Raw genomic sequence first — 18,732 nt, 5'->3', positions numbered from 1 at the left:
CGATGGATCCCTACACGCTCCTGGGCCTGCAGCCCGGCGCGACGGCGCACGAGATCAAGAAGGCCTTCCGTCGGCTCGCGATGCGCTGGCACCCCGACCGAAATCCGGACCCCCACGCGCTCGAGCATTTCAAGCAATTGCGCGCGGCCTACGAAACGCTGATCGACGCCTTCGCGCACCCGCAGCGGGATGAAGTCCAGACCGCAGCGGAAGCCCCCTCGGAGACTGCCGACGGAGCCGACGCCGACGCCCAGGCCGACGAGAGCGACGATGGTCCCGTCGGGGCCGACCGGCACGAAGACCTGGAACTCAGTCTCGAAGACGCCTGCTGCGGCGGAACCGTCGAGGTCACGGTCGAGGACGTGGAAACCTGCAACGCCTGTGACGGGAGCGGCCGGGAGACGCTGCGCCACTCGCGCCTGTGCACGCACTGCCATGGTTCGGGCCGGCTGCGCGGCAAGCGCGGGCTGACGCCCTGCACGCACTGCAGCGGACGCGGCTACGTGACGACGCAAGCCTGCGGCGCCTGCGGCGGAAGCGGGCAGCGCCACCCGGCACGCAGGCTCGCCGTACGGATCCCCGCCGGCGTGCTCGGCGGCGACGAGATCCGCGTCGCCCGCGCCGGCCATCCCACGGCCGATGACGAGCCGAACGGCATCCCCGGCGACCTCGTCCTGCATGTCCGCCTGGCGGAGCACGCGCTTTACCGGCTGGACGGGCGCGATCTGCGGCTCACAAGGCCGGTCAGCGCGCTGCGTCTGCTCATCGGCGGCGAAATCGCCGTCCCGCTGCCGCACGGTGTGCGCCAGGTCGCGCTGCAGCCGGGCACGGTCGAAGCCCGCACGCTTCGCGTAGCCGGCGCAGGATTTCCGGGGCGCGAGGGACAGTCCGACGGCGACCTCTTCATCGAGCTCGTCCCGGTCATGCCACGCAACATCGACGACGAACTGCGCCCGCTGCTGGAACAACTTGATACACTTCTCATGCGCGGCCATTCCCGCTATCTGCCCGATGTGGCAGTGTGGGAAGATCGCTGGCTCGGCACTCCCCCTCCCGAAGCCTGACATTTCCCCAGCCCGGACAGGACGGCGCCCGTCGTGCTTGCCGCCCTGCCGTGACACACGCACAACAATGATTCTAAACATCGATCTGGTTTCCGATTTCGTCTGCCCTTGGTGCCTGCTCGGCAAGGCACGGCTCGCGCGTGCCATCGAACAGGTCCGCGCGACCCATCCCGAACTCGAGCTGCGCATCAACTGGCTGCCCTACTTCCTAAATCCGGACCTGCCGGCTGCCGGCGCGGCGTTCCGGCCGTGGCTCGATGCGAAGTTCGGCAGCGCCAGTGCGGTCGACGACATGCACGCGCGTTTGACCGAGGCCGGTGCGGCCGACGGCGTGAGCTTCGACTTCGAGCGGATCGCGCGGCTGCCGAATACGCTGAACGCCCACCGCCTGACCTACCGGGCGCAGTCGCAGGGCCAGACGCAGGCACGCGTGAACCAGCTCGCGCAAGCCCTCTTCGCAGCCCACTTCCAGGAAGGACGCGATATCGGCGACATCGCGACGCTGGCCGACATTGCCGTCGACTGCGGGGAGGACAGAACCGAGATCGAGAGCTACCTCGCCAGCAACGAGGATGCCGCGACCGTCAAGCGCCTCGCGGGCGGCGTGCGCAAGCAGGGAGTCGAAGGCGTTCCCTTCTTCATCATGAACCGCTGCATCGGCGTGTCCGGCGCACAACAGCCGGCGGCGCTGGGTGCGGCGATCTTGCAGTCGCTGCGTCCCCATTGAACCTCGTCGGCGAACGCATCGCATGAAGCTCCGCGCGCAAATCTTCTCGGGCTACGCACTGCTCGCGCTGCTGGTGGCCGTCGTCAGCGTCGCAGGCTATATCGGGCTGAAAGCGGTTTCCGGCAGCTTCAACGTCGCGATCAACGAGACGCAGCCTGTCCTGACCGCACTGCACGACATTCGTCTGCAGGCGACGCACCTTGCCTTTACGCTGGCCGCGCGCGCAGCCGACGCGCAGGAAGATGCGAAGGGCAGCGCTGCACGCGACGAGGAGCGGGAAAGTCCCAATACCCCCGAGGGCCTGCGCACCCGCTTGACCGCCGCGGTTTCCGCGTATCACGGTCTCGTCGAACGCTATTTTCCGGACGAACTGGCCAAGACCGAGGAGATCTTCCGCCGTACCGAACATTTCCTGGCGGCGAGCGATGCCCTCGCCGCGCTCGACGTACGCGGTCAGCACGCGGCCTTCGAAGCGAGCATCGGGCGCGTCGCGACGTCACTGGATGCGCTCCGCGACGCGGTGGACGAGGCCGCAGGAGAAGAGGAAGGCGAGTTCGCCGGACTGCGGGAAAGCATCGACACCGACCTCAGGCGCCACCTGCTGGCGATTCTCGGCACCTGCGTGCTGTCGCTGATCGCAGCGATCGCGGGCGGCGCCGCGCTGGCGACCCACATCTCGCGGCCGATCCATGCGCTGCAGGAGGCCGCTGACCAGTTGGGCCGCGGTCACCTCGACACCCACGTCGACGTCACGACGGACAACGAACTCGGCACCCTGCAGTCCCGCTTCAACGCGATGGCCGAGGATCTCGCCCATTCCCTCGTGTCGCGTGACTACGTCGAAGCGATCATCGAGTCGATGGCCGAAGGCGTGGTCGTGGTCGACGCGGAAGGCCGGATCGAACGCAGCAACTCCGCGATGAAGCGGCTCTACGACGAAGCCGCGCAGGGCCCGATGCTGGGCCGCCCGCTGCACGAAGTCTTCGCCGTCGATGACCAGAAAGACCTCGGCAGCGACCGGGCAAGTCGCCGCGGCTTCGAATGCCGGCTGCGCGGGCCGCAGGAGCCGCCCACCATCGTCTCGGTTTCCGTGTCGCCGATCACGCTCGCGACGGACAGCCGCGGGCGTGTGCTCGTCGTGCAGGACATCACCGAGCGCAAGCGCAACGAGGAGCGGCTGAGCTATCTCGCGAGCTACGATGTGCTTACCGGCCTGCCGAACCGGCGCATGTTCCTCGACCACCTGCGCGCAACGCTCGCCCGGCTGCCGTGGAACGGCCAGCACGTCGGCATCATGTTCTGCGACCTGGACCGCTTCAAGTTCGTCAACGATTCGCTCGGCCACAACATCGGCGATCTGCTACTGCAACGCATCACCGAGCGCATCCGCGAGGTGCTGCGCCCTGGTGACGTCGTCGGGCGCTGGGCGGGCGACGAGTTCGTCGTGATGCTCGACGAAATCGCGCAACCCCGCGACATCGACATCGTCGCGGAAAAACTCGTCGAACGGCTGCGCCAGCCCGTGCAGATCGGCCCGCACGAACTGCACATCACGGTGTCGGTCGGCACCGCCTGCGCTCCGACCGACAGCCTCGACGCCGAAGAGCTCGTCAAGAGCGCCGACCTCGCGATGTACACGGCCAAGGCGGCCGGCAAGAACAATTTCATCCACTACGCTCCCGAGATGCGCACGCGCACCGAAATGCGCCTGATGCTGGAGCATGCGCTGCGCAGCGCGCTCGACGTGGACGACCAGCTGCAGGCGTATTACCAGGCGCAGCAGACTTTCGACGGCACGGTGATCGGCTTCGAGGCCCTCGTGCGCTGGCAACATCCGCAGATGGGCCTGATCTCGCCCGCGCAGTTCCTGCCGGCTGCCGCAGAGGCCGGCCTGATGGCCGCGCTCGACGAAAGCGTGTTGCGCATGGCCTGCGCGGAGTTGCGGCGCTGGCGCGAGGCGGGCTGGCGGGATCTGCGCGTCGCGGTCAACCTCTCGAACCAGTCCTTCCGGCGTAGCGATCTCGTCGAGGTCGTCGCACGCACCGTCGATGCCGCGGGCGTGCCGCGCGACAGGGTGGAACTCGAACTCACCGAAGATATCGTGATGGAGAACGTCGGCTCGGCGATCGAGACGATGGAGCGCCTGTGCGCGCTCGGGGTGCATCTGTCGATCGACGACTTCGGCACCGGCTATTCGTCGCTCGGCCAGCTCAAGCGCTGTCCGATCCAGTTGCTGAAGATCGACCGCTCCTTCGTGATGGACGTGACGCACGATGAAAGCGACCGCGCGATCACCAACGCGATCATCGCGCTCGCCCACAAGCTGGGCATCAAGGTGCTCGCCGAAGGCGTCGAGACGCAGGAGCAGCTCGACGTGCTACGCGTCTGGGGATGCGACGCGATGCAGGGCTACCTGCTGAGCAAGCCGCTGCCAGCCGAGGCCGCGAACGCGTGGCTCGCGGCACGGCAGGGCTGAACTACAGGATCGGCGATCCTTCCTTCTCGCCGCGCTCGTAGACGACGTTGGCGCGACCGACCAGCAACGGGTCGAGCGGCCGCACGCGGTCGATGTCCTTGTTCGCATAGGGCAGCTTGTGCAGGATGTAGCGCATCGCATTGAGGCGCGCGCGCTTCTTGCAGTCGGACTTCACGACCGTCCACGGCGCGTCGGCGGTGTCGGTGTAGAAGAACATCGCCTCCTTGGCCTTCGTGTAGTCGTCCCACTTGTCGAGCGACGCGAGGTCGATCGGCGACAGCTTCCACTGCTTGAGCGGATGCTTCTCGCGCTCCTTGAACCGGCGGCGCTGCTCCTCGCGGCTCACCGAGAACCAGAACTTGATCAGGTGGATGCCGCTGCGCACGAGGTTGCGCTCGAACTCGGGCACCTGGCGCATGAATTCGGCGTATTCGTCGGGCGAACAGAAGCCCATCACGCGTTCGACGCCGGCACGGTTGTACCACGAGCGGTCGAACATCACGATCTCGCCTTGGGTCGGCAGATGCTGGATGTAGCGCTGGAAGTACCACTGCCCGCGCTCGACGTCGGACGGCTTTTCCAACGCGACGACGCGCGCGCCGCGGGGATTCAGGTGCTCCATGAAGCGCTTGATGGTGCCGCCCTTGCCCGCTGCGTCGCGCCCCTCGAAGAGGATCACGACGCGCTGGCCGGTTTCCTTGACCCAGGCCTGCAGCTTCAGCAGCTCGACCTGTAGCAGGTACTTCTGCTTCTCGTAGTTCTTGCGCAGCATCAGGTTGCGGTAGGGATAACCGCCCAGACGCCAGCCATCGGCAAGTTGGTCGTCGGGTGCGACCGGCAGGCGATCGGCCACCGGCTCGCCCTGTTGCAGCGCCTTGCGCAGCATCGCGGCGTCGTCCGGCGAGGCGCCGGCGAGGACGGATTCGAGCGTGCGCGCAATGGTCCCCATGTCGCCCGCGGCCGCGGCGTTCTTCATGATGTCGGCGATTGCCATCGCCTGCGTGACTTGCGCCGCATCGACGGCCTTGGCGACCTCGAATCCTTCGATCCCCTGCTCGGTAAGCTGCGGGGCAACGTCGCCCTGCGCGACCCTGCGGGCGTGACCGTTGGGGCGCTTGCGCGCCCGCGGCGCCGAGGGCTCTGCGGACAGGGTGCCAGGTTCCGGGGTGGAATCGTTGCGTTCGGTCGTCATTTGTCTCCTCCTTGCGAGCGACGCGTTTTTGTCTTTGTGGGCGAACCGGATCAGTGAGTCTGGCTCGCCGGATGCACCGGCAGGACGGGCGGCGGCAGCGCCGGCGTACCGTCCGGGTTCACGCTGTGGCAGCGGTAGCAGTTGCGATGCGTGATGAAAGCGACCCGATCATGGCACTTCCCACAGAATTTGCCGCGGAAAATGTCCTCCATCTTGATGCGGGTACTGCCCGCCTTGGGCTCAAAGGGATCCGGATGGCAGTTCGTGCAATCGAGCCATTCGGTGTGCGCCTTGTGCGGAAAGCGCACGTTGGGCATCTGCTTGGTGTTGCGCAGGATCACATCGAGGTCGAGCGGCGGTTCGCGATCCTTGCCGTCGAGGCGCTGGCGCGGCTTGATCAGCCCCTGGCGCAGCGCGGTCATCCAGTCGATCTTGCCGTCGCGGTCGCGCGGCAGTCCGTCGAGCGCTTCGCCTGCGCGCTGCAGCCGATCAAAGGCCGGGCTGGAGGGATCGTAGAACTCGTCGCTCGGATTGTTGCGCTCGACGACGCGCGGCGGCGGTTCGACACGGGCGGGTTCGGGCGCCGCCGCGTCCGCGGGAACCTCCACGGCCTTCAGTGCCGCCTGGGTATCGGCGGCGGGCAAGCAGACGGCCGCCACGAGGGATGCCACAAAAAACGGAAGCAACAGCGGTCTTGCGATCATCGATACACGCGTCGGAACGGACTGCAGGAACTGGGGCGGGAATGGGAGCAATGGCCATGCCCGAATCCGGGGAATTCTGCCCCGTTCGGGCCGACAAGGCCATAGAAAAACGTCGAAAACCTCGATTCCGTCCCCGCGGCATCGCATGGTCATAGGGGTCTATACTGGGCAACTAGACATTTGCCCCGCCCAAATGGAGCCCCTGCGATGAATTCCGCCCGTCTGCGACGCCTTGCCGCGGCCTGTGCCGCGGGTGCCTGCTGCCTTGCCGGTCGCGTCGCGCTCGCCGAATCGGTGGGCGAGGTGTCGACGGTATGGAAGCTGATCGGCCCCAATCACAAGGTGGTCGTCGAGGCCTACGACGATCCGCGCGTCGAGGGGGTCACCTGCTACGTATCGCGCGCGAAGACGGGCGGCATCAAGGGCGCGGTAGGCATCGCGGAAGACCTCGCCGAGGCCTCGATCGCCTGCCGCCAGGTCGGTCCGATCCATGTGCGCGAGGCGCTGCCGCAGCAGGAGGAGGTCTTCTCGGAACGGCTGTCGGTGCTCTTCAAGCGGCTACAGGTCGTGCGCATGGTCGACGCGAAACGCAACGTGCTGGTGTACCTGACCTACTCGGACAAGCTGATCGAAGGCAGCCCGAAGAATAGCGTCACCGCCGTCGCCGTCGATCGCGGAACACCGATTCCTCTTCGCCGTTGACGCAAAAAGGGCCGCGATCGCCCGCGGCCCTTTCGATGAACGGACGGCGCGGACCGTGCCGCGCGTCGTCGCTTACTTGCCGACTTACTTGCCCACCTTCACCGCGCTGGCGAAGATGATCTGGTCGAACTTGCGGTTCAGCGAGGAGCTGGTGAAGTTGGTCATCACCATGCCGTCGCTCCAGCTCACGGTGTCGCCCACCTTGGCGTCGGTGATCGGCGCGGCGACCCAGACGACCCCGCCGTCCTTGGCGACTTCGAGGTAGGTGTAACCGCCGCCGGTCGTGACGCTCTTCACCTGGCCGGAGCTGACGTTCTGCGCGGCCGCCGGAGCGGCTTCGCCCCCGGCTTGCGGCATCGGGGGATGTCCGCCCATGCCCGGGCCGCCCATCGCCTGGCCGCCCATCGGGGAGCCGTGCGGCGCGACGCCGGTCGGGGCGGCGCCGGCCGGACCCCAGGCGTTCACGAACAGGATGCGATCAAAGGTGCGATTGAGCGACTTCGATGCGAAGTTGGTCATCGTGGCGGAATCGCCCCACTGCACGACGTCGCCCGGCTTGACGTCGATCTGTCCGCCGGCGATCCAGACCTTCTCGCCGCCGCTCATCTCGACTTCGGCGTAGGTGTAGCCGCCGCCTTGCAGCAGTTGCAGGACCTTGCCGGAATTCGGCGTCGCCGCGGACACGGCGGCCGGACCGCCTGCAGCGGGCGCCGCAGCCTGGGGTGCAGCAGCGGGCGCAGCGGCCTCTTCTTTCTTGGAACAGGCGGACAGGCCGACCGATGCGGCCACAGCGACCAACAACCAACGATTCACAGGAATTCTCCGCAAAAAGGCTGGACCGAATGGCCCGAAACCGAAGGCGTGAACTTTATCACACGTCAAAACATTCCAACCGCGTATCACGCGGGCCACTGACGCAGGTCAACCCGGTGCCGTGCGGGCGAATTCCCCGAAACGCGCACACGCCCGTGCTGTCGGCGCCCGCAACTGCGATAATGTGCGTTGCGAAAATTTACGCCGATCTGTGCATCGGGGTTTCGCAACGCGGTCTGCGTACCGCACAGGCAATCCAACGGGGCCGCGAGGCTCCTCATTAAACCCCGGCGGCTTCCGCACCGGGGTGGCTGAAACCGAATCGGGAGAGGTATTCATGTCCGACATGCGTCGCGCCATGCGAAGGCGCGTGCTTACCTCCATTGGAGGCCTGGCTGCGGCCACGCTCGCACCGGCGGTCTGCGCCACGGCCCGCGCCGGCTCTCCGGACGATCGCTTCGAGGCGATCGATCTTGCGGCGCCGCCGCCCCCCGCGCTGCGGCGCGCCCTCGATCCGCTACGCGGCCGCGCCGTGCTGGTGAATTTCTGGGCGACCTGGTGCGAACCCTGCCGTACCGAAATGCCTGCGCTCGTCAGCCTCGACGAGGCGGAGCCGGCGATCGCGCTCGTCACGGTCGCGGTCGCCGATCGCATGGACGAGGTGCGCCGATTCTTCGCCGACCACCTCGTCGACCCGATCGTCGTAGCCGACCCCGAGCAGGTCATCTCCCGCGCCTGGGACGTGAGCTACCTGCCGACGACGCTGCTGCTCGATGCCGCGCACCAGCCGCGGCTACGCGTGCGCGGCGAAATCGACTGGCACACGGACGCCGTACGCGCCCGCATCCGCGCCTTCGCCGGCAGATCGCCGGCGCATGCCTGATACGCATTTTTCCGGAACATCGAACATGAATCGCAGAAGCTTCCTCAAGACCTCCACGCTCGCCGCCAGCCTCGGCCTGCCCGCTTGGGCCCGCGCCGCGGCGCCGCAATCCAGCCTGCCCGAATTTGCGCCCACGGCGGCGAACGGCTGGCGCAGCTTCGAGCTGACGAGCCGCATCGAGGCGCCCGCCTCCGACGCACCGACGCAAGTATGGGTGCCGCTGCCGAGCGTCAACGAGGCGGACTGGAGCCGCGTTGTCGGCAACAGCTGGCAGGGCAATGCAAAGCAGGTCGAAATCGTCACCGACCCGAAGTACGGCGCAACGATGCTGCATGCGCAGTGGGCGCCGGGGACCGAGGCACCGGTGATCGAGGTGGCGAGCCGCGTGGTGACGCGCGACCGGGGCCTGGACTTGACGAACCCGGGCCGCGCGCCCGTGCTGTCGGCTGCCGATCGCACCTTGTACACCCACGCGACGAAACTGCTGCCGACCGACGGTATCGTGCTCGAGACGGCGCGCAAGATCACCCAAGGGGCGACGACCGACGTCGAGAAGGCGCGCGCGATCTACGACTGGATCGTCGACAACACCTTCCGCAATCCGAAGACCCGCGGCTGCGGGCTCGGTGATATCCGCACGATGCTGGAGACGGGCGACTTGTCCGGGAAATGCGCCGACCTCAACGCGCTGTATGTCGGTCTGGCGCGTTCGCTCGGCATCCCGGCGCGCGACGTGTACGGCATCCGCGTCGCCGATTCGCGCTACGGCTATAAGAGCCTCGGCAAGAGCGGCGACGTGTCGAAGGCCCAGCACTGCCGTGCCGAGGTCTGGCTGTCGCAGTACGGCTGGGTGCCGATCGATCCGGCCGACGTGCGCAAGGTGGCGCTCGAAGAACCGCCCGGCGGACTGCCGATGTACGACCCGAAGGTCGTCAGCGCGCGCAAGGTGCTGTTCGGCGCCTGGGAGATGAACTGGCTGGCGTACAACTTCGGCCACGACCTCGCGCTGCCCGGCAGCGAGGGGCCGGAGGCGCCCTACCTGATGTACCCGCAGGGCGAAGGCCGCGACGGACGCTTCGACAGCCTCGACCCGGCGGGCTTCCGCTACACGCTGACGTCGAAGGAGACGACCGGGGCGTAAGCCTGTGGCGCAGTGCGCGCCGAATCGCGGCGCGCGGTTGCTATCATTCGGGGATGAAACCGAATCTGCCTTCGCGCTGCGAGCAGCTCCCGATCCGCGGGCTGCGCTACAACGTCCGCCATTGGGGCGCGCCCGACGCGCCCGCAGTCTTCTTTCTGCATGGCTGGATGGACGCCTCGGCGACCTTCCAGTTCGTCGTCGATGCGCTTGCGCAAGACTGGCACGTCATCGCGCCGGACTGGCGCGGCTACGGCGACAGCGAATGGCTGGGGCGCGCGTACTGGTTTCCGGACTATTACGGCGACCTCGACGCGCTGCTCGCGCACTATTCGCCCGATCGCCCGGTGCGCATCGTGGGCCACAGCATGGGGGCGGCGATCTCGTCGATCTACGCGGGCGCCCGTCCTGAGCGCGTTTCGCAGCTCGTGATGATGGATTTCCTCGGCCTCTCGACGACGAAGCCGGACGAAGCGCCCGGCCACATCGCGCACTGGCTCGACGAGTTGCGCAGCGAGCAGCCGGTGCGCAACTACCCGAGCCAGGACGCCTTCGCGCGTCGCCTGCGGCAGGTCAACCCGCGGCTCACCGAGGCGCGCGCCGCCTTCCTCTCCCGTAATGTGTCGCGCCAACTGCCCGACGGACAGGTGTCGATGGCTGCCGATCCGTGGCACAAAGTCGCGTCCCCGGTGCGTTACCAAGTCGAGGACGTGATGGCCGGCTGGCGCGCGATCCAGGCGCCGGTGCTGATGATGCTCGCCGACCAGGGTTACGTCGTGAACCGCTTCAAGGATCAGCCGGACGAGGTCACCCGGCGGCTAGCGTGCTTCGCGACGATGGAGCGGGCGACGATCACCGACGCCGGCCACAACGTGCAGCACGACCAGCCGGAACAGGTCGCCGCCGCGATCGAGGCCTTCCTGCGGCGCGACTGAGGCCGCGCCGCCACCCTCAGCGCATCTCACCGCGCAGGCCGGCGATCGCCGCCTGCAGGCTTTCCGGCGTCGCGGCATTGGGCGCGACCGGCGCCCCGCCGACCAGCTCGATGCGGCTGAAAAGCCCACGGCGCAGCGGCCGGCTCATCGCCGGGCCGTCCTTGCGGCTGAAACTGCTGCCCCACAAGCCACGCAGCGCGATCGGCACGACCGGCACCGGCGTGCGTTCGACGATGCGGCGGATGCCGGGGCGGAAGGGCTGGATTTCGCCGTCGGCAGTGATCTTGCCTTCGGGGAAGAGACCGACCAGTTCTCCGGCTTCGAGTGCGCGGGCGACTTCCTCGAAGGCGCGCTCCATCATCGCCGGGTCTTCCTTCGCGGACGCGATCGGAATCGCGCGCCCGGCCCGGAACACGAAGGACAGCAGCGGCCAGCGGAAAACCTGGTGGTCCATTACGAAGCGGATCGGGCGCCGCGACGCGGCAGTGATGATCAGCGCGTCGACGAAACTCACGTGGTTCGCGACGATCAGCGCCGGACCTTCCTCGGGCACGTGCTCGATGCCTTCGACGCGCAGGCGGTACACCGTGTGCACCAGCATCCACACGATGAAGCGCAGCAGGAATTCCGGTACCAGCGTGTAGATGTAGATCGCGACCACGGCGTTGAGCACGGCGGTGATCAGGATCAGCTGCGGGATCGTCACGCCCGCCGCGAGAAGTCCCGCACCGAGACCGGCCGCGACGACCATGAAGAGCGCGTTGATGATGTTGTTGCCGGCGATGATGCGCGAGCGGTGCGCGGGGTTCGAGCGCGACTGCACGAGCGCGTAGAGCGGGACGATGAAGAAGCCGCCGAAGACGCCGATCATCACGAGATCGAAGAGCGCGCGCCAGGTCGTGGGAGTGGCCAGCACCGCGGCAAGCGGCAGCGGGTCGCCGACGTGCGCTACCGCAGGACTCGCGAGCCACAGGTCGAACGCGAAGAGCGACAGGCCGATCGAGCCGAAGGGCACGAGGCCGATCTCGACGTGCTTGCCCGAGAGCTTCTCGCACAGCAGCGACCCGACGCCGATGCCGACCGAGAACAGCGCCAGCAGCAGCGTCACCGCGTGCTCGTCGCCGCCGAGCACGTCCTTCGCGTAGCCGGGGAACTGCGACAGGAAGAGTGCGCCGTAGAACCAGAACCACGAGATGCCAAGGATCGACAGGAAGACGGTGCGGTTGCCGCGCGTAAAACCGATATTGCGCCAGGTTTCGGTGAGGGGGTTCCAGTTGATCTTCAGGCCCGGATCGGCCGCGGGCGCGGGCGGAATCTGGCGGCTCGTCAGGTAGCCGAGCACGGCGACGGCGATCACCGCGGCTGACAGCCATGCGGCTCCGCCGGGTAGCGCGATGGTCACGCCGCCGGCGATCGTGCCGATCAGGATCGCGATGAAGGTGCCGGCCTCGACCAGCGCGTTGCCGCCGACGAGCTCCTCCTCGCGCAGATACACCGGCAGCACGGCGTACTTCACCGGCCCAAAGATCGTCGAATGCACGCCCATCATGAAGAGCGCGGCGAAGAGCAGCGAGAGCGAATCGAGTGCGAAGGCGACCGCGGCGAGCACCATGATGCCGATCTCGAAGAGCTTCACGAAGCGGATCAGGCGCGTCTTCTCGAACTTGTCGGCGAGTTGGCCGGAGGTCGCGGAAAAGAGGAAGAAGGGCAGGATGAAGACACCCGCGGCGAGGTTCACGAGCACCCCCGGCGCGAGCGTCGTGTAGCGCGCCGCCTGGAAGGTGATCAGCACGACGAGCGCGTTCTTGTACAGGTTGTCGTTGAAGGCGCCGAGGAACTGGGTCAGGAAGAAGGGCAGGAAGCGCCGCTCGCCCATCAGCTTGAATTGGGAGCTCATGTCGGGGTCCGGGAGAAGAAGCGTCGGGTTTCGAAGATCGTCGTGGCGAGGCGTTTGCCGCCGCTGTGCAAATGGCGCTTGAGCGCCAAGTCGAAGAGGATCGGGTTGTGCTCGCGGACGGCTTCCAGCACCGGCACCGCGACCGCGTCGAGCATGCCTTCGGCGGCGAGCTGCGCGGGCGACACCAGCGGCAGGATGCCCGGCAAGGGGTAATCGGTGCCGAATAATAGCCGTGGATGCCAGTCTTCGCGCTCAATGATCGCACGCAGCACCGGGAGCTTGCGGTTGCGCAGCGTGATCGCGGAGATGTCGGCGAAGAGGTGCTGCGCGTGGCGCGGCTCGGCCATCATGCGCGCGAAGAGATCGAAGCTCGGCACGCGCGGCCCGTTCGGGCCGCGGTCGAGGTCGGTGTCCTCGCCGATGCTCGCGCAATGCGCCATCACGACGCGCACGCCGCGATCGAGCGCGCGACGCAGGCTCAGCGGGTTGCCCCATTCCGGATGGCCTGCGCCGGCGACCGCCTGCTCCTCGCCGACGTGCGTGATCAGCGACAGGTCGAGGCGCACCAGCGCGTCGTAGAAGCGGTCGCAGGCGGGCGAAGCGGGGTCGATGCCCATCGCCGGCGGCAGCCATTTCACGGCGCGGGCGCCGTCGGCCGCGGCGGCTTCAAGGGCAGCGACCGCGTCCGGGCGATAGGGATGGATCGAGCACACCCATTCGAACCACTGCGGCGCGGCGCGCGCGACGTCCCTCGCATAGGCGTTCGGGACGAAGAAGGCTGAGCGCTCGGGCTGGGCGCGTCCCTCGGCGTCATGCGCTTGATCGAAGGCGAAAAGCATCAGCTTGAAGCCCGGCGCCATGCCTTCCATCAGGTTGTGCAATCGTTCGACGTAGCTCTGGTCGACACGGCCCGACGCCTCGTGCGCGCAGCCGGCGTTGAGGTAGAAGAGGCGCTGCAGATATTGCAGCGGATGCAGCGGGCTCAGCATCGTCGGCGAGATCGCCACGCCGCTGCCGCCATCGCCGATGCCGGCGAGATGCGCGTGGCAGTCCCACACCTGGGCCGGATCGAGCCCCTCCCAGGCAGCCTGAACCAGCTCGTGGTGCGCGAGCTCGTCGGGCAGCGTTGCTCGGCACGGGTTCATCAGCCACGGGCGGCGCGAAGCGGCCATCGCGGCTCCGCCGGCGGCGAGGGCGAAGCCTCCCGCGAGCCAGCGGCGACGGGATAGCGAGAACGGACGCATCACGCGGCCTCCGCCCAGCGCTTGAGCGTCACGTAGTCGATCTTGCCGGTGCCCAGCAGCGGCAGCGCCTCGACCGGCATGATCTTGCGCGGCACCGCGAGTTCGGGCACGCCTTGCTCTCGCGCGACGCTCAGCAGCCGTTCGCGCGTGAGTCCGCGGTCGCTTGTGAAAAGCACCAACGCTTCGCCCTTCGCGGGGTCGGCCTGCGTCGACACGGCATGCTGCGCGGCAGGGACGGTCGCCGCGGCCAGCTTCTCGACCGCTTCGAGGCTCACCATCTCGCCGGCGATCTTCGCGAAGCGTTTCACCCGCCCGACGATGCGCACGAAGCCGTCCTCATCGACGCTGACAACGTCGCCGGTCTCGTACCAGCCCTCGCCGACGTCGGACGACGGCGGTTGCAGCACGCCAGGGCGATCGACCTTGAGGTAGCCGCTCATCAGGTTCGGGCCGGACACATACAGCATGCCGCCCTCGGCGATGCCGGGCACCGGCACGAGGCGCGCCTGCAGGCCCGGCAGGAACTGGCCGACGGTGCCCGTGCGGTAGGCCATCGGCGTGTTCACCGCCATCACCGGCGCCGTCTCGGTCGCGCCGTAGCCTTCGAAGATGCGGATGCCGAAGCGCTCGAACCACAGCTGGCGCACCGGCTCGGCAAGTTTCTCGGCACCGGCGATGACGTAGCGCAGGCGGTAGAAGTCGTAGGGGTGGGCGAAGCGCGCGTAGTTCGCAAGGAAGGTGCTGGTGCCGAGCAGGACGCTGCAGCCGCGGTCGTAGGCGAGCTCGGGGATCACGCGGTAATGCAGCGGGCTCGGGTAGAGGAAGACGTTCGCACCCGAGAGCACCGGCAGCAGCCCGCCGGCGGTGAGGCCGAAAGAGTGGAAGAGCGGCAGCGCGTTGAGGATCTTGTCGTCGACCGAGAAATCGACGACCGCGCGGATCTGCGCGATGTTCGCGAGGAGCGCCCGGTGCGACAGCACGACGCCCTTCGGCTTGCCTTCGGAGCCGGACGTGAAGAGCACGACCGCCGTGTCCTCGGGCGAGCCAATGCGAGTCGCGGCGCGCGGGAAATGGATCGCCCACAGCATGAGCCACAGCTTGTCGGCGAGGCCCATTTTTTCGCGCAGCTCTTCCAGATAGACGAAGCGCACCTCAGTGCACACGTCACTGAGCGCGGCGAGCTTGTCGCCGAGCTTCGCCTGCTCGACGAACGCGCGCGAGGTCACGATCGTACGGATCTGCGCCGCCGCGCACGCCGCCTGCATGCCGTCGGGACCGGCGGTGTAGTTCAGCATCGCCGGGATGCGGCGGAAGGCGGTCAGGCCGAAGACGAGGCCCAGCGTCGGCGCGAGGTTGGGCAGCAGGATGCCGACATGCTCGTTCGGGGCGGACTCCTTCGCGACCAGCCGCCCGAGTGCGAGTGCCATCTTGATCAGGTCACCGTAGGAATACTCCTCCTGCTTCAGGTCCTCGACGAGGCGGCGCGAGCGGCCGTGGATCGAGGCGGCATCGAGCAGCGCCTCGAAGAGCGTCTGCTGCGGCCGGCTCGCGAAGATCATCTCCTGCATGACGCGGCGCATCGCATCGCCGGCGCGGCGGCGGCGATCGCGCGCGGTCGGCGCGAAGGGCATGTCGATGCGGGTCACAGGATGGATCGTCAGCGTCAGCTGCGGGAAGAACCGCCGCGGAAAGCGCCCGCCCATGCGCGAAAAATAGGTGCGCGCGGCGCCGTCGATCTTCACCGGCAGGATCGTCGCGCCGGTGCGCGCGGCGACGAAGGCCGGGCCGTCATAGGTCTTCATCAGGCTGCCGGTGGTCGTGATGCGCCCTTCCGGGAAGATCACGACGGGACGCCCGGATTCGAGCAGGCGCACGACCTTCTTCATCGCCATCGGGCTCGTCGGGTCGACGGCGAGGTAATCGACGAGCGACAGCATCATCCTGAACCAGCGGTTCTTCGCGACGCCGGTATGCACGACGAACACCGGGTCGAGCGGCAGGAAGAGGCCCAGCAGCAGGCCGTCGAGGAAGGACTCGTGGTTCGCGATCACGAGCAGGCGGCCGGTTTCGGCAGGCGCCGTGCCGATCACACGCACGCGGAACAGGATGCGGGCGAGGCCGCGGAGCACGAGCTTTATCAGGGGACGGAGCATGGTCGGGTCTCGTCGTTCGATGGTATTGGTATGAGTTCGAGGGGTGCTCAGCGCGCCGACGGTGCATCAGGCCACGCGACGTCGGGCCGCTTCAGGTCGCGGAAGGCCGCCATCAGCCACGAGCGCATGCCGATCACGAGCGTATAGGGGCGGCGGTCGGCGGGCGCGAGCTTCTGGTCGGCGATGTGCTGCTGGGCGAAATCCTGCCCGACGCGCGCGAGCCGTTCGCGGAAGGAATGCGCGAGCCCGCGGCCGATCTGGCCGTGGACCACCATCAGCATCTCGGATTCGCCGTCGAAGCCGCCGGCGAAGTAGTCGTCGATGACGTCTTCGCGGAAGTACTGCATCACCGGCCCGTGCGGACGCCAGCGGAATCCCTTCGCGACCTTCAGGTGGTAGCGGTTGCCGGGACGCAGGTCGATTACGCCGAGGCGGTCGAGGCGGGTCAGGTGCTTGACGACTTCGGCTTCGCCCATCTGGTAGGTCGCAATGATCTGCTCGGCCGTCCAGTGGCTCAGGCAGCAGATCGCCACCAACAGCAGCTTACGGTCGCCGACGACGGCCCTTTCCTGCGCCAGCGAGAGTTCGGCGAGCAGCGGCTCCTTCTCCGCGACGCTGCGCGCGAGGTCGGCGAAGTCGAGGTTCAGCGCGCGGCAGATCGCGTCGATGCGCGACAGGGGCATGTCGCCGCTCGTCGAGAACATCCGCTTGACGCTCGACTCGGCCATGCCGAGACGTTCGGCGAGCGCGGAGTAGGTGAGCCCGGCGGACTTCAGCTCGGCTTTCAGCGCGGTGACCAGATCGGCGGTGGTGCTCATGTGCGTTGTCCGTGTGGGATTGGCGCCAAGACTATCTGCATGACGTGCGCAGCGCGAGCCGCATGTCATTAAGTATCGTCTTTCGATACCAAAAGCACAAATCCGACGAACTTCGCACGAACGATTTGTACCGATAGCGCAACGGGCGAATGATCGGCTCACCTTCATTACAGGAGCCCGTCATGCAAGCCCCCGTTTGCCGCGACACCCGCGCGTGGCGCCTCCAGGTCTGGATCTCCTTCGGACTCGCCGCCCTGCTGTGCGCGAGCGGCCTCGCCGCGCTGCCCGGCGCCGATCTCGACCGCGCCTTCATGGTCATGGGCTACGCCTTCTGCCTCACCAGCGCCTTCGTGCTTGCGAAGTTCGTCCGCGACACCGAATCCCGCACCGACGACTCGCCGCTGTGGCGCCTCGTCGTCTGGGGCGGCTTCCTGCTGGCGATGGCGCTCACCGGCTGGGGACTGTGGCGCATGGACATCAACCCAACCTGGAAGGCCTACCTCGGCGTGAGCTGGCTGTACCTGATCTCGAGCGCCTTCACGCTCGCGAAGACGCTGCGCGACGCGTGGGAGGCCGACCGCGCCGAATGCGCGCTACGCACCGCCCGTACCGCCGAAGACGCATCCCGCCCACCCGTTCAGACCGCTGCCGCACGGAGCGCCGTCCCGCCGAGCGCCCAATGAGCGCTCGCACTTTCAACAGGAGCCTCACATGAACGCAGCCCACCGCCGCACCGCTCTCGCCCTGCTGGGCGCCACCCCCTTCGCCGCCCTCGCCCTCGTTGCCCGACAAGCGCGCGCCCACGGCAACCCCTCGGACGCGAGCGCCGTCTCCGCGCTGTCGCTCGCCCTGCCCCTCGCCTCCGTCGTCGCCGCGCCGGCGATGGTCCTCTCCGCCGGCGCGGTGCTCACCGTCACCGCGATCGACGTCTCCGCGCATGGCACCGTCTGGATCCTCGAACGCGCATCGGACGGGGCCCGCGCGAGCGTCGAGCTCAGCGCGGCGGGCATCGAGGCCTCGGCCGTCGCCATCGGCACCGTCCTAACCGTGACTGCGCTATCGGCCGGATGGATCCTGTCGGCTGCGGGGCAGGCGCTGTGCTTCATCCCGAACGCCATCGGCCAGGCACTGCTCTACGGCGAGAGGATCACGCCATGAACGCCCTCGCCGCCGTCGCCCGTCGCTTCCGGGCGGCGGTCCTCGTTGCCGTCGTGGTGTTCGTCTCCGCGCCGCCCGCCTTCGCCGGCCGCCCTTGCACCGAGCGCAAGCTCACGACGCAGGAACTCGCGAAGAGCCTCGAACTCGCGGCACACACGCTCACGGCGCTGGAACGCAGCGGCGCCCAGGCCGCGGTCATCGCCCGCGCCGGGCAGAATCTCACCGAATGGGGATTGCGGTTCTCCCACATCGGCATCGTCTACTACGACCGCGACGCGCTCGACGGGCGCGGCGCGTGGCGCGTCGTGCACAAGCTCAACCACTGCGGCAGCGACCGCGCGAGCCTCTTCCGCAACGGGCTCGGGGACTTCTTCGGCGAAGACCTGTACGACTACGAAGCGGCCATCGTCACCTTCGCCCCGGCCCCCGGCGCGGTGCTCGCGACCCGCCTCAAGGACAACTTCACGGTCGCCCGCATGCATGAGGTGCGCTACAACATGCTCGCCTACCCGTGGGCAACGCGCTACCAACAGAGCAATCAGTGGGCGATCGAGACGCTCGCCTTCGCGCTCGAACCGGGCGCGACGGACCGTAGCCGCGCGCAGGCCTGGCTGCGGCTGCGCGGCTATCAGCCGACGACGCTGCACATCGATGCGCTGCGCCGGCTCGGCGCACGAATGGGCTCCGCCAACGTCGCTTTCGACGACCACCCGCCCGAACGCCGCTTTACCGACCGCATCGACACCATCACCGCCGATTCGGTGCTCGACTGGCTGATGCGAAGCGGGCTGGGGCTCGAGCGGCTTACGGTACGGTGAAAACGAGAGG

Annotated in this window: 17 protein-coding genes; 10 read left to right on the top strand and 7 right to left on the bottom strand. The window is 67.8% G+C overall.

The annotated features are described in order from the left end of the window. Positions 1 to 2: 2 nt before the first annotated feature. From AZKH_RS01450 to AZKH_RS01440, 3 genes are all read left to right on the top strand, one after another. Positions 3 to 1,064, top strand: a complete 1,062-nt coding sequence (locus AZKH_RS01450; RefSeq protein WP_041656635.1) for a DnaJ C-terminal domain-containing protein — start codon at positions 3 to 5, stop codon at positions 1,062 to 1,064. Between the two features lie 67 nt (positions 1,065 to 1,131). Further along, the gene (locus AZKH_RS01445) at positions 1,132 to 1,791 is read left to right on the top strand and encodes a DsbA family oxidoreductase (protein ID WP_015433943.1); all 660 of its coding nucleotides are present in this window, start codon (positions 1,132 to 1,134) and stop codon (positions 1,789 to 1,791) included. 22 nt (positions 1,792 to 1,813) lie between these two features. After that, entirely contained in the window at positions 1,814 to 4,267 is a 2,454-nt protein-coding gene (locus AZKH_RS01440; RefSeq protein ID WP_015433942.1) for a bifunctional diguanylate cyclase/phosphodiesterase, read from the top strand. Between the two features lies 1 nt (position 4,268). Here the strand turns inward: AZKH_RS01440 and ppk2 are convergent, their stop codons facing one another. Together ppk2 and AZKH_RS01430 are read right to left on the bottom strand one after the other, a co-directional pair. Further along, positions 4,269 to 5,459: a polyphosphate kinase 2 gene (ppk2, locus tag AZKH_RS01435; RefSeq protein WP_015433941.1), complete on the bottom strand. Its 1,191-nt coding sequence runs from the start codon at positions 5,457 to 5,459 to the stop codon at positions 4,269 to 4,271. 50 nt (positions 5,460 to 5,509) lie between these two features. After that, positions 5,510 to 6,163, bottom strand: a complete 654-nt coding sequence (locus tag AZKH_RS01430; RefSeq protein WP_015433940.1) for a c(7)-type cytochrome triheme domain-containing protein — start codon at positions 6,161 to 6,163, stop codon at positions 5,510 to 5,512. Positions 6,164 to 6,370: 207 nt separating this feature from the next. Between AZKH_RS01430 and AZKH_RS01425 the strand changes: the two genes are divergently transcribed. Next, positions 6,371 to 6,865, top strand: coding sequence for a CreA family protein (locus AZKH_RS01425; RefSeq protein WP_015433939.1), 495 nt, complete (start codon positions 6,371 to 6,373; stop codon positions 6,863 to 6,865). A gap of 84 nt (positions 6,866 to 6,949) precedes the next feature. Here the strand turns inward: AZKH_RS01425 and AZKH_RS01420 are convergent, their stop codons facing one another. Continuing rightward, positions 6,950 to 7,678 carry a hypothetical protein gene (locus AZKH_RS01420; RefSeq protein WP_231874445.1) on the bottom strand — a complete coding sequence of 243 codons (729 nt, stop codon included), beginning with the start codon at positions 7,676 to 7,678 and terminating at the stop codon, positions 6,950 to 6,952. 337 nt (positions 7,679 to 8,015) lie between these two features. On the opposite strand from AZKH_RS01420, the gene AZKH_RS01415 reads away from it, so the two are divergent. Genes AZKH_RS01415 through AZKH_RS01405 form a run of 3 tightly spaced genes read left to right on the top strand, consistent with a single transcriptional unit; the run spans position 8,016 to position 10,634 of the window. Beyond that, the gene (locus AZKH_RS01415) at positions 8,016 to 8,561 is read left to right on the top strand and encodes a TlpA disulfide reductase family protein (RefSeq protein WP_015433937.1); all 546 of its coding nucleotides are present in this window, start codon (positions 8,016 to 8,018) and stop codon (positions 8,559 to 8,561) included. 25 nt (positions 8,562 to 8,586) lie between these two features. After that, positions 8,587 to 9,702 carry a transglutaminase family protein gene (locus AZKH_RS01410; protein ID WP_015433936.1) on the top strand — a complete coding sequence of 372 codons (1,116 nt, stop codon included), beginning with the start codon at positions 8,587 to 8,589 and terminating at the stop codon, positions 9,700 to 9,702. A gap of 53 nt (positions 9,703 to 9,755) precedes the next feature. Further along, positions 9,756 to 10,634: an alpha/beta fold hydrolase gene (locus tag AZKH_RS01405; protein ID WP_015433935.1), complete on the top strand. Its 879-nt coding sequence runs from the start codon at positions 9,756 to 9,758 to the stop codon at positions 10,632 to 10,634. A 16-nt stretch (positions 10,635 to 10,650) separates the two neighbouring features. Here AZKH_RS01405 and AZKH_RS01400 read toward each other — a convergent pair whose 3' ends face one another. The 4 genes from AZKH_RS01400 to AZKH_RS01385 are packed head-to-tail and all read right to left on the bottom strand — an operon-like array spanning position 10,651 to position 16,746. Then, positions 10,651 to 12,531: an MFS transporter gene (locus AZKH_RS01400; RefSeq protein WP_015433934.1), complete on the bottom strand. Its 1,881-nt coding sequence runs from the start codon at positions 12,529 to 12,531 to the stop codon at positions 10,651 to 10,653. After that, positions 12,528 to 13,775, bottom strand: a complete 1,248-nt coding sequence (locus AZKH_RS01395) for an amidohydrolase family protein (RefSeq protein WP_015433933.1) — start codon at positions 13,773 to 13,775, stop codon at positions 12,528 to 12,530. Before AZKH_RS01395 ends, AZKH_RS01400 begins: the two co-directional genes overlap by 4 nt. After that, complete coding sequence (gene aas, locus AZKH_RS01390) at positions 13,775 to 15,928, bottom strand: bifunctional acyl-ACP--phospholipid O-acyltransferase/long-chain-fatty-acid--ACP ligase (protein ID WP_015433932.1); 2,154 nt, start codon at positions 15,926 to 15,928, stop codon at positions 13,775 to 13,777. Before aas ends, AZKH_RS01395 begins: the two co-directional genes overlap by 1 nt. A 47-nt stretch (positions 15,929 to 15,975) precedes the next feature. Then, a complete protein-coding gene (locus AZKH_RS01385; RefSeq protein WP_015433931.1) occupies positions 15,976 to 16,746 on the bottom strand; it encodes a helix-turn-helix transcriptional regulator in 771 nt (256 codons plus the stop codon). Positions 16,747 to 16,928: 182 nt separating this feature from the next. Between AZKH_RS01385 and AZKH_RS01380 the strand changes: the two genes are divergently transcribed. Genes AZKH_RS01380 through AZKH_RS01370 form a run of 3 tightly spaced genes read left to right on the top strand, consistent with a single transcriptional unit; the run spans position 16,929 to position 18,722 of the window. Continuing rightward, a complete protein-coding gene (locus AZKH_RS01380) occupies positions 16,929 to 17,429 on the top strand; it encodes a YiaA/YiaB family inner membrane protein (protein WP_015433930.1) in 501 nt (166 codons plus the stop codon). Between the two features lie 28 nt (positions 17,430 to 17,457). Continuing rightward, positions 17,458 to 17,904, top strand: coding sequence for a hypothetical protein (locus tag AZKH_RS01375; protein WP_015433929.1), 447 nt, complete (start codon positions 17,458 to 17,460; stop codon positions 17,902 to 17,904). Then, complete coding sequence (locus AZKH_RS01370; protein ID WP_015433928.1) at positions 17,901 to 18,722, top strand: DUF2145 domain-containing protein; 822 nt, start codon at positions 17,901 to 17,903, stop codon at positions 18,720 to 18,722. The genes AZKH_RS01375 and AZKH_RS01370 overlap by 4 nt, the downstream gene beginning before the upstream one ends. Positions 18,723 to 18,732 lie beyond the last annotated feature (10 nt).

The sequence above is a fragment of the Azoarcus sp. KH32C genome, assembly GCF_000349945.1.
In the GTDB taxonomy this organism is placed as follows: domain Bacteria; phylum Pseudomonadota; class Gammaproteobacteria; order Burkholderiales; family Rhodocyclaceae; genus Aromatoleum.
The sequence above is the reverse complement of the archived record's forward strand: the minus strand, read 5'-3'. Positions and strand labels throughout refer to the sequence as shown.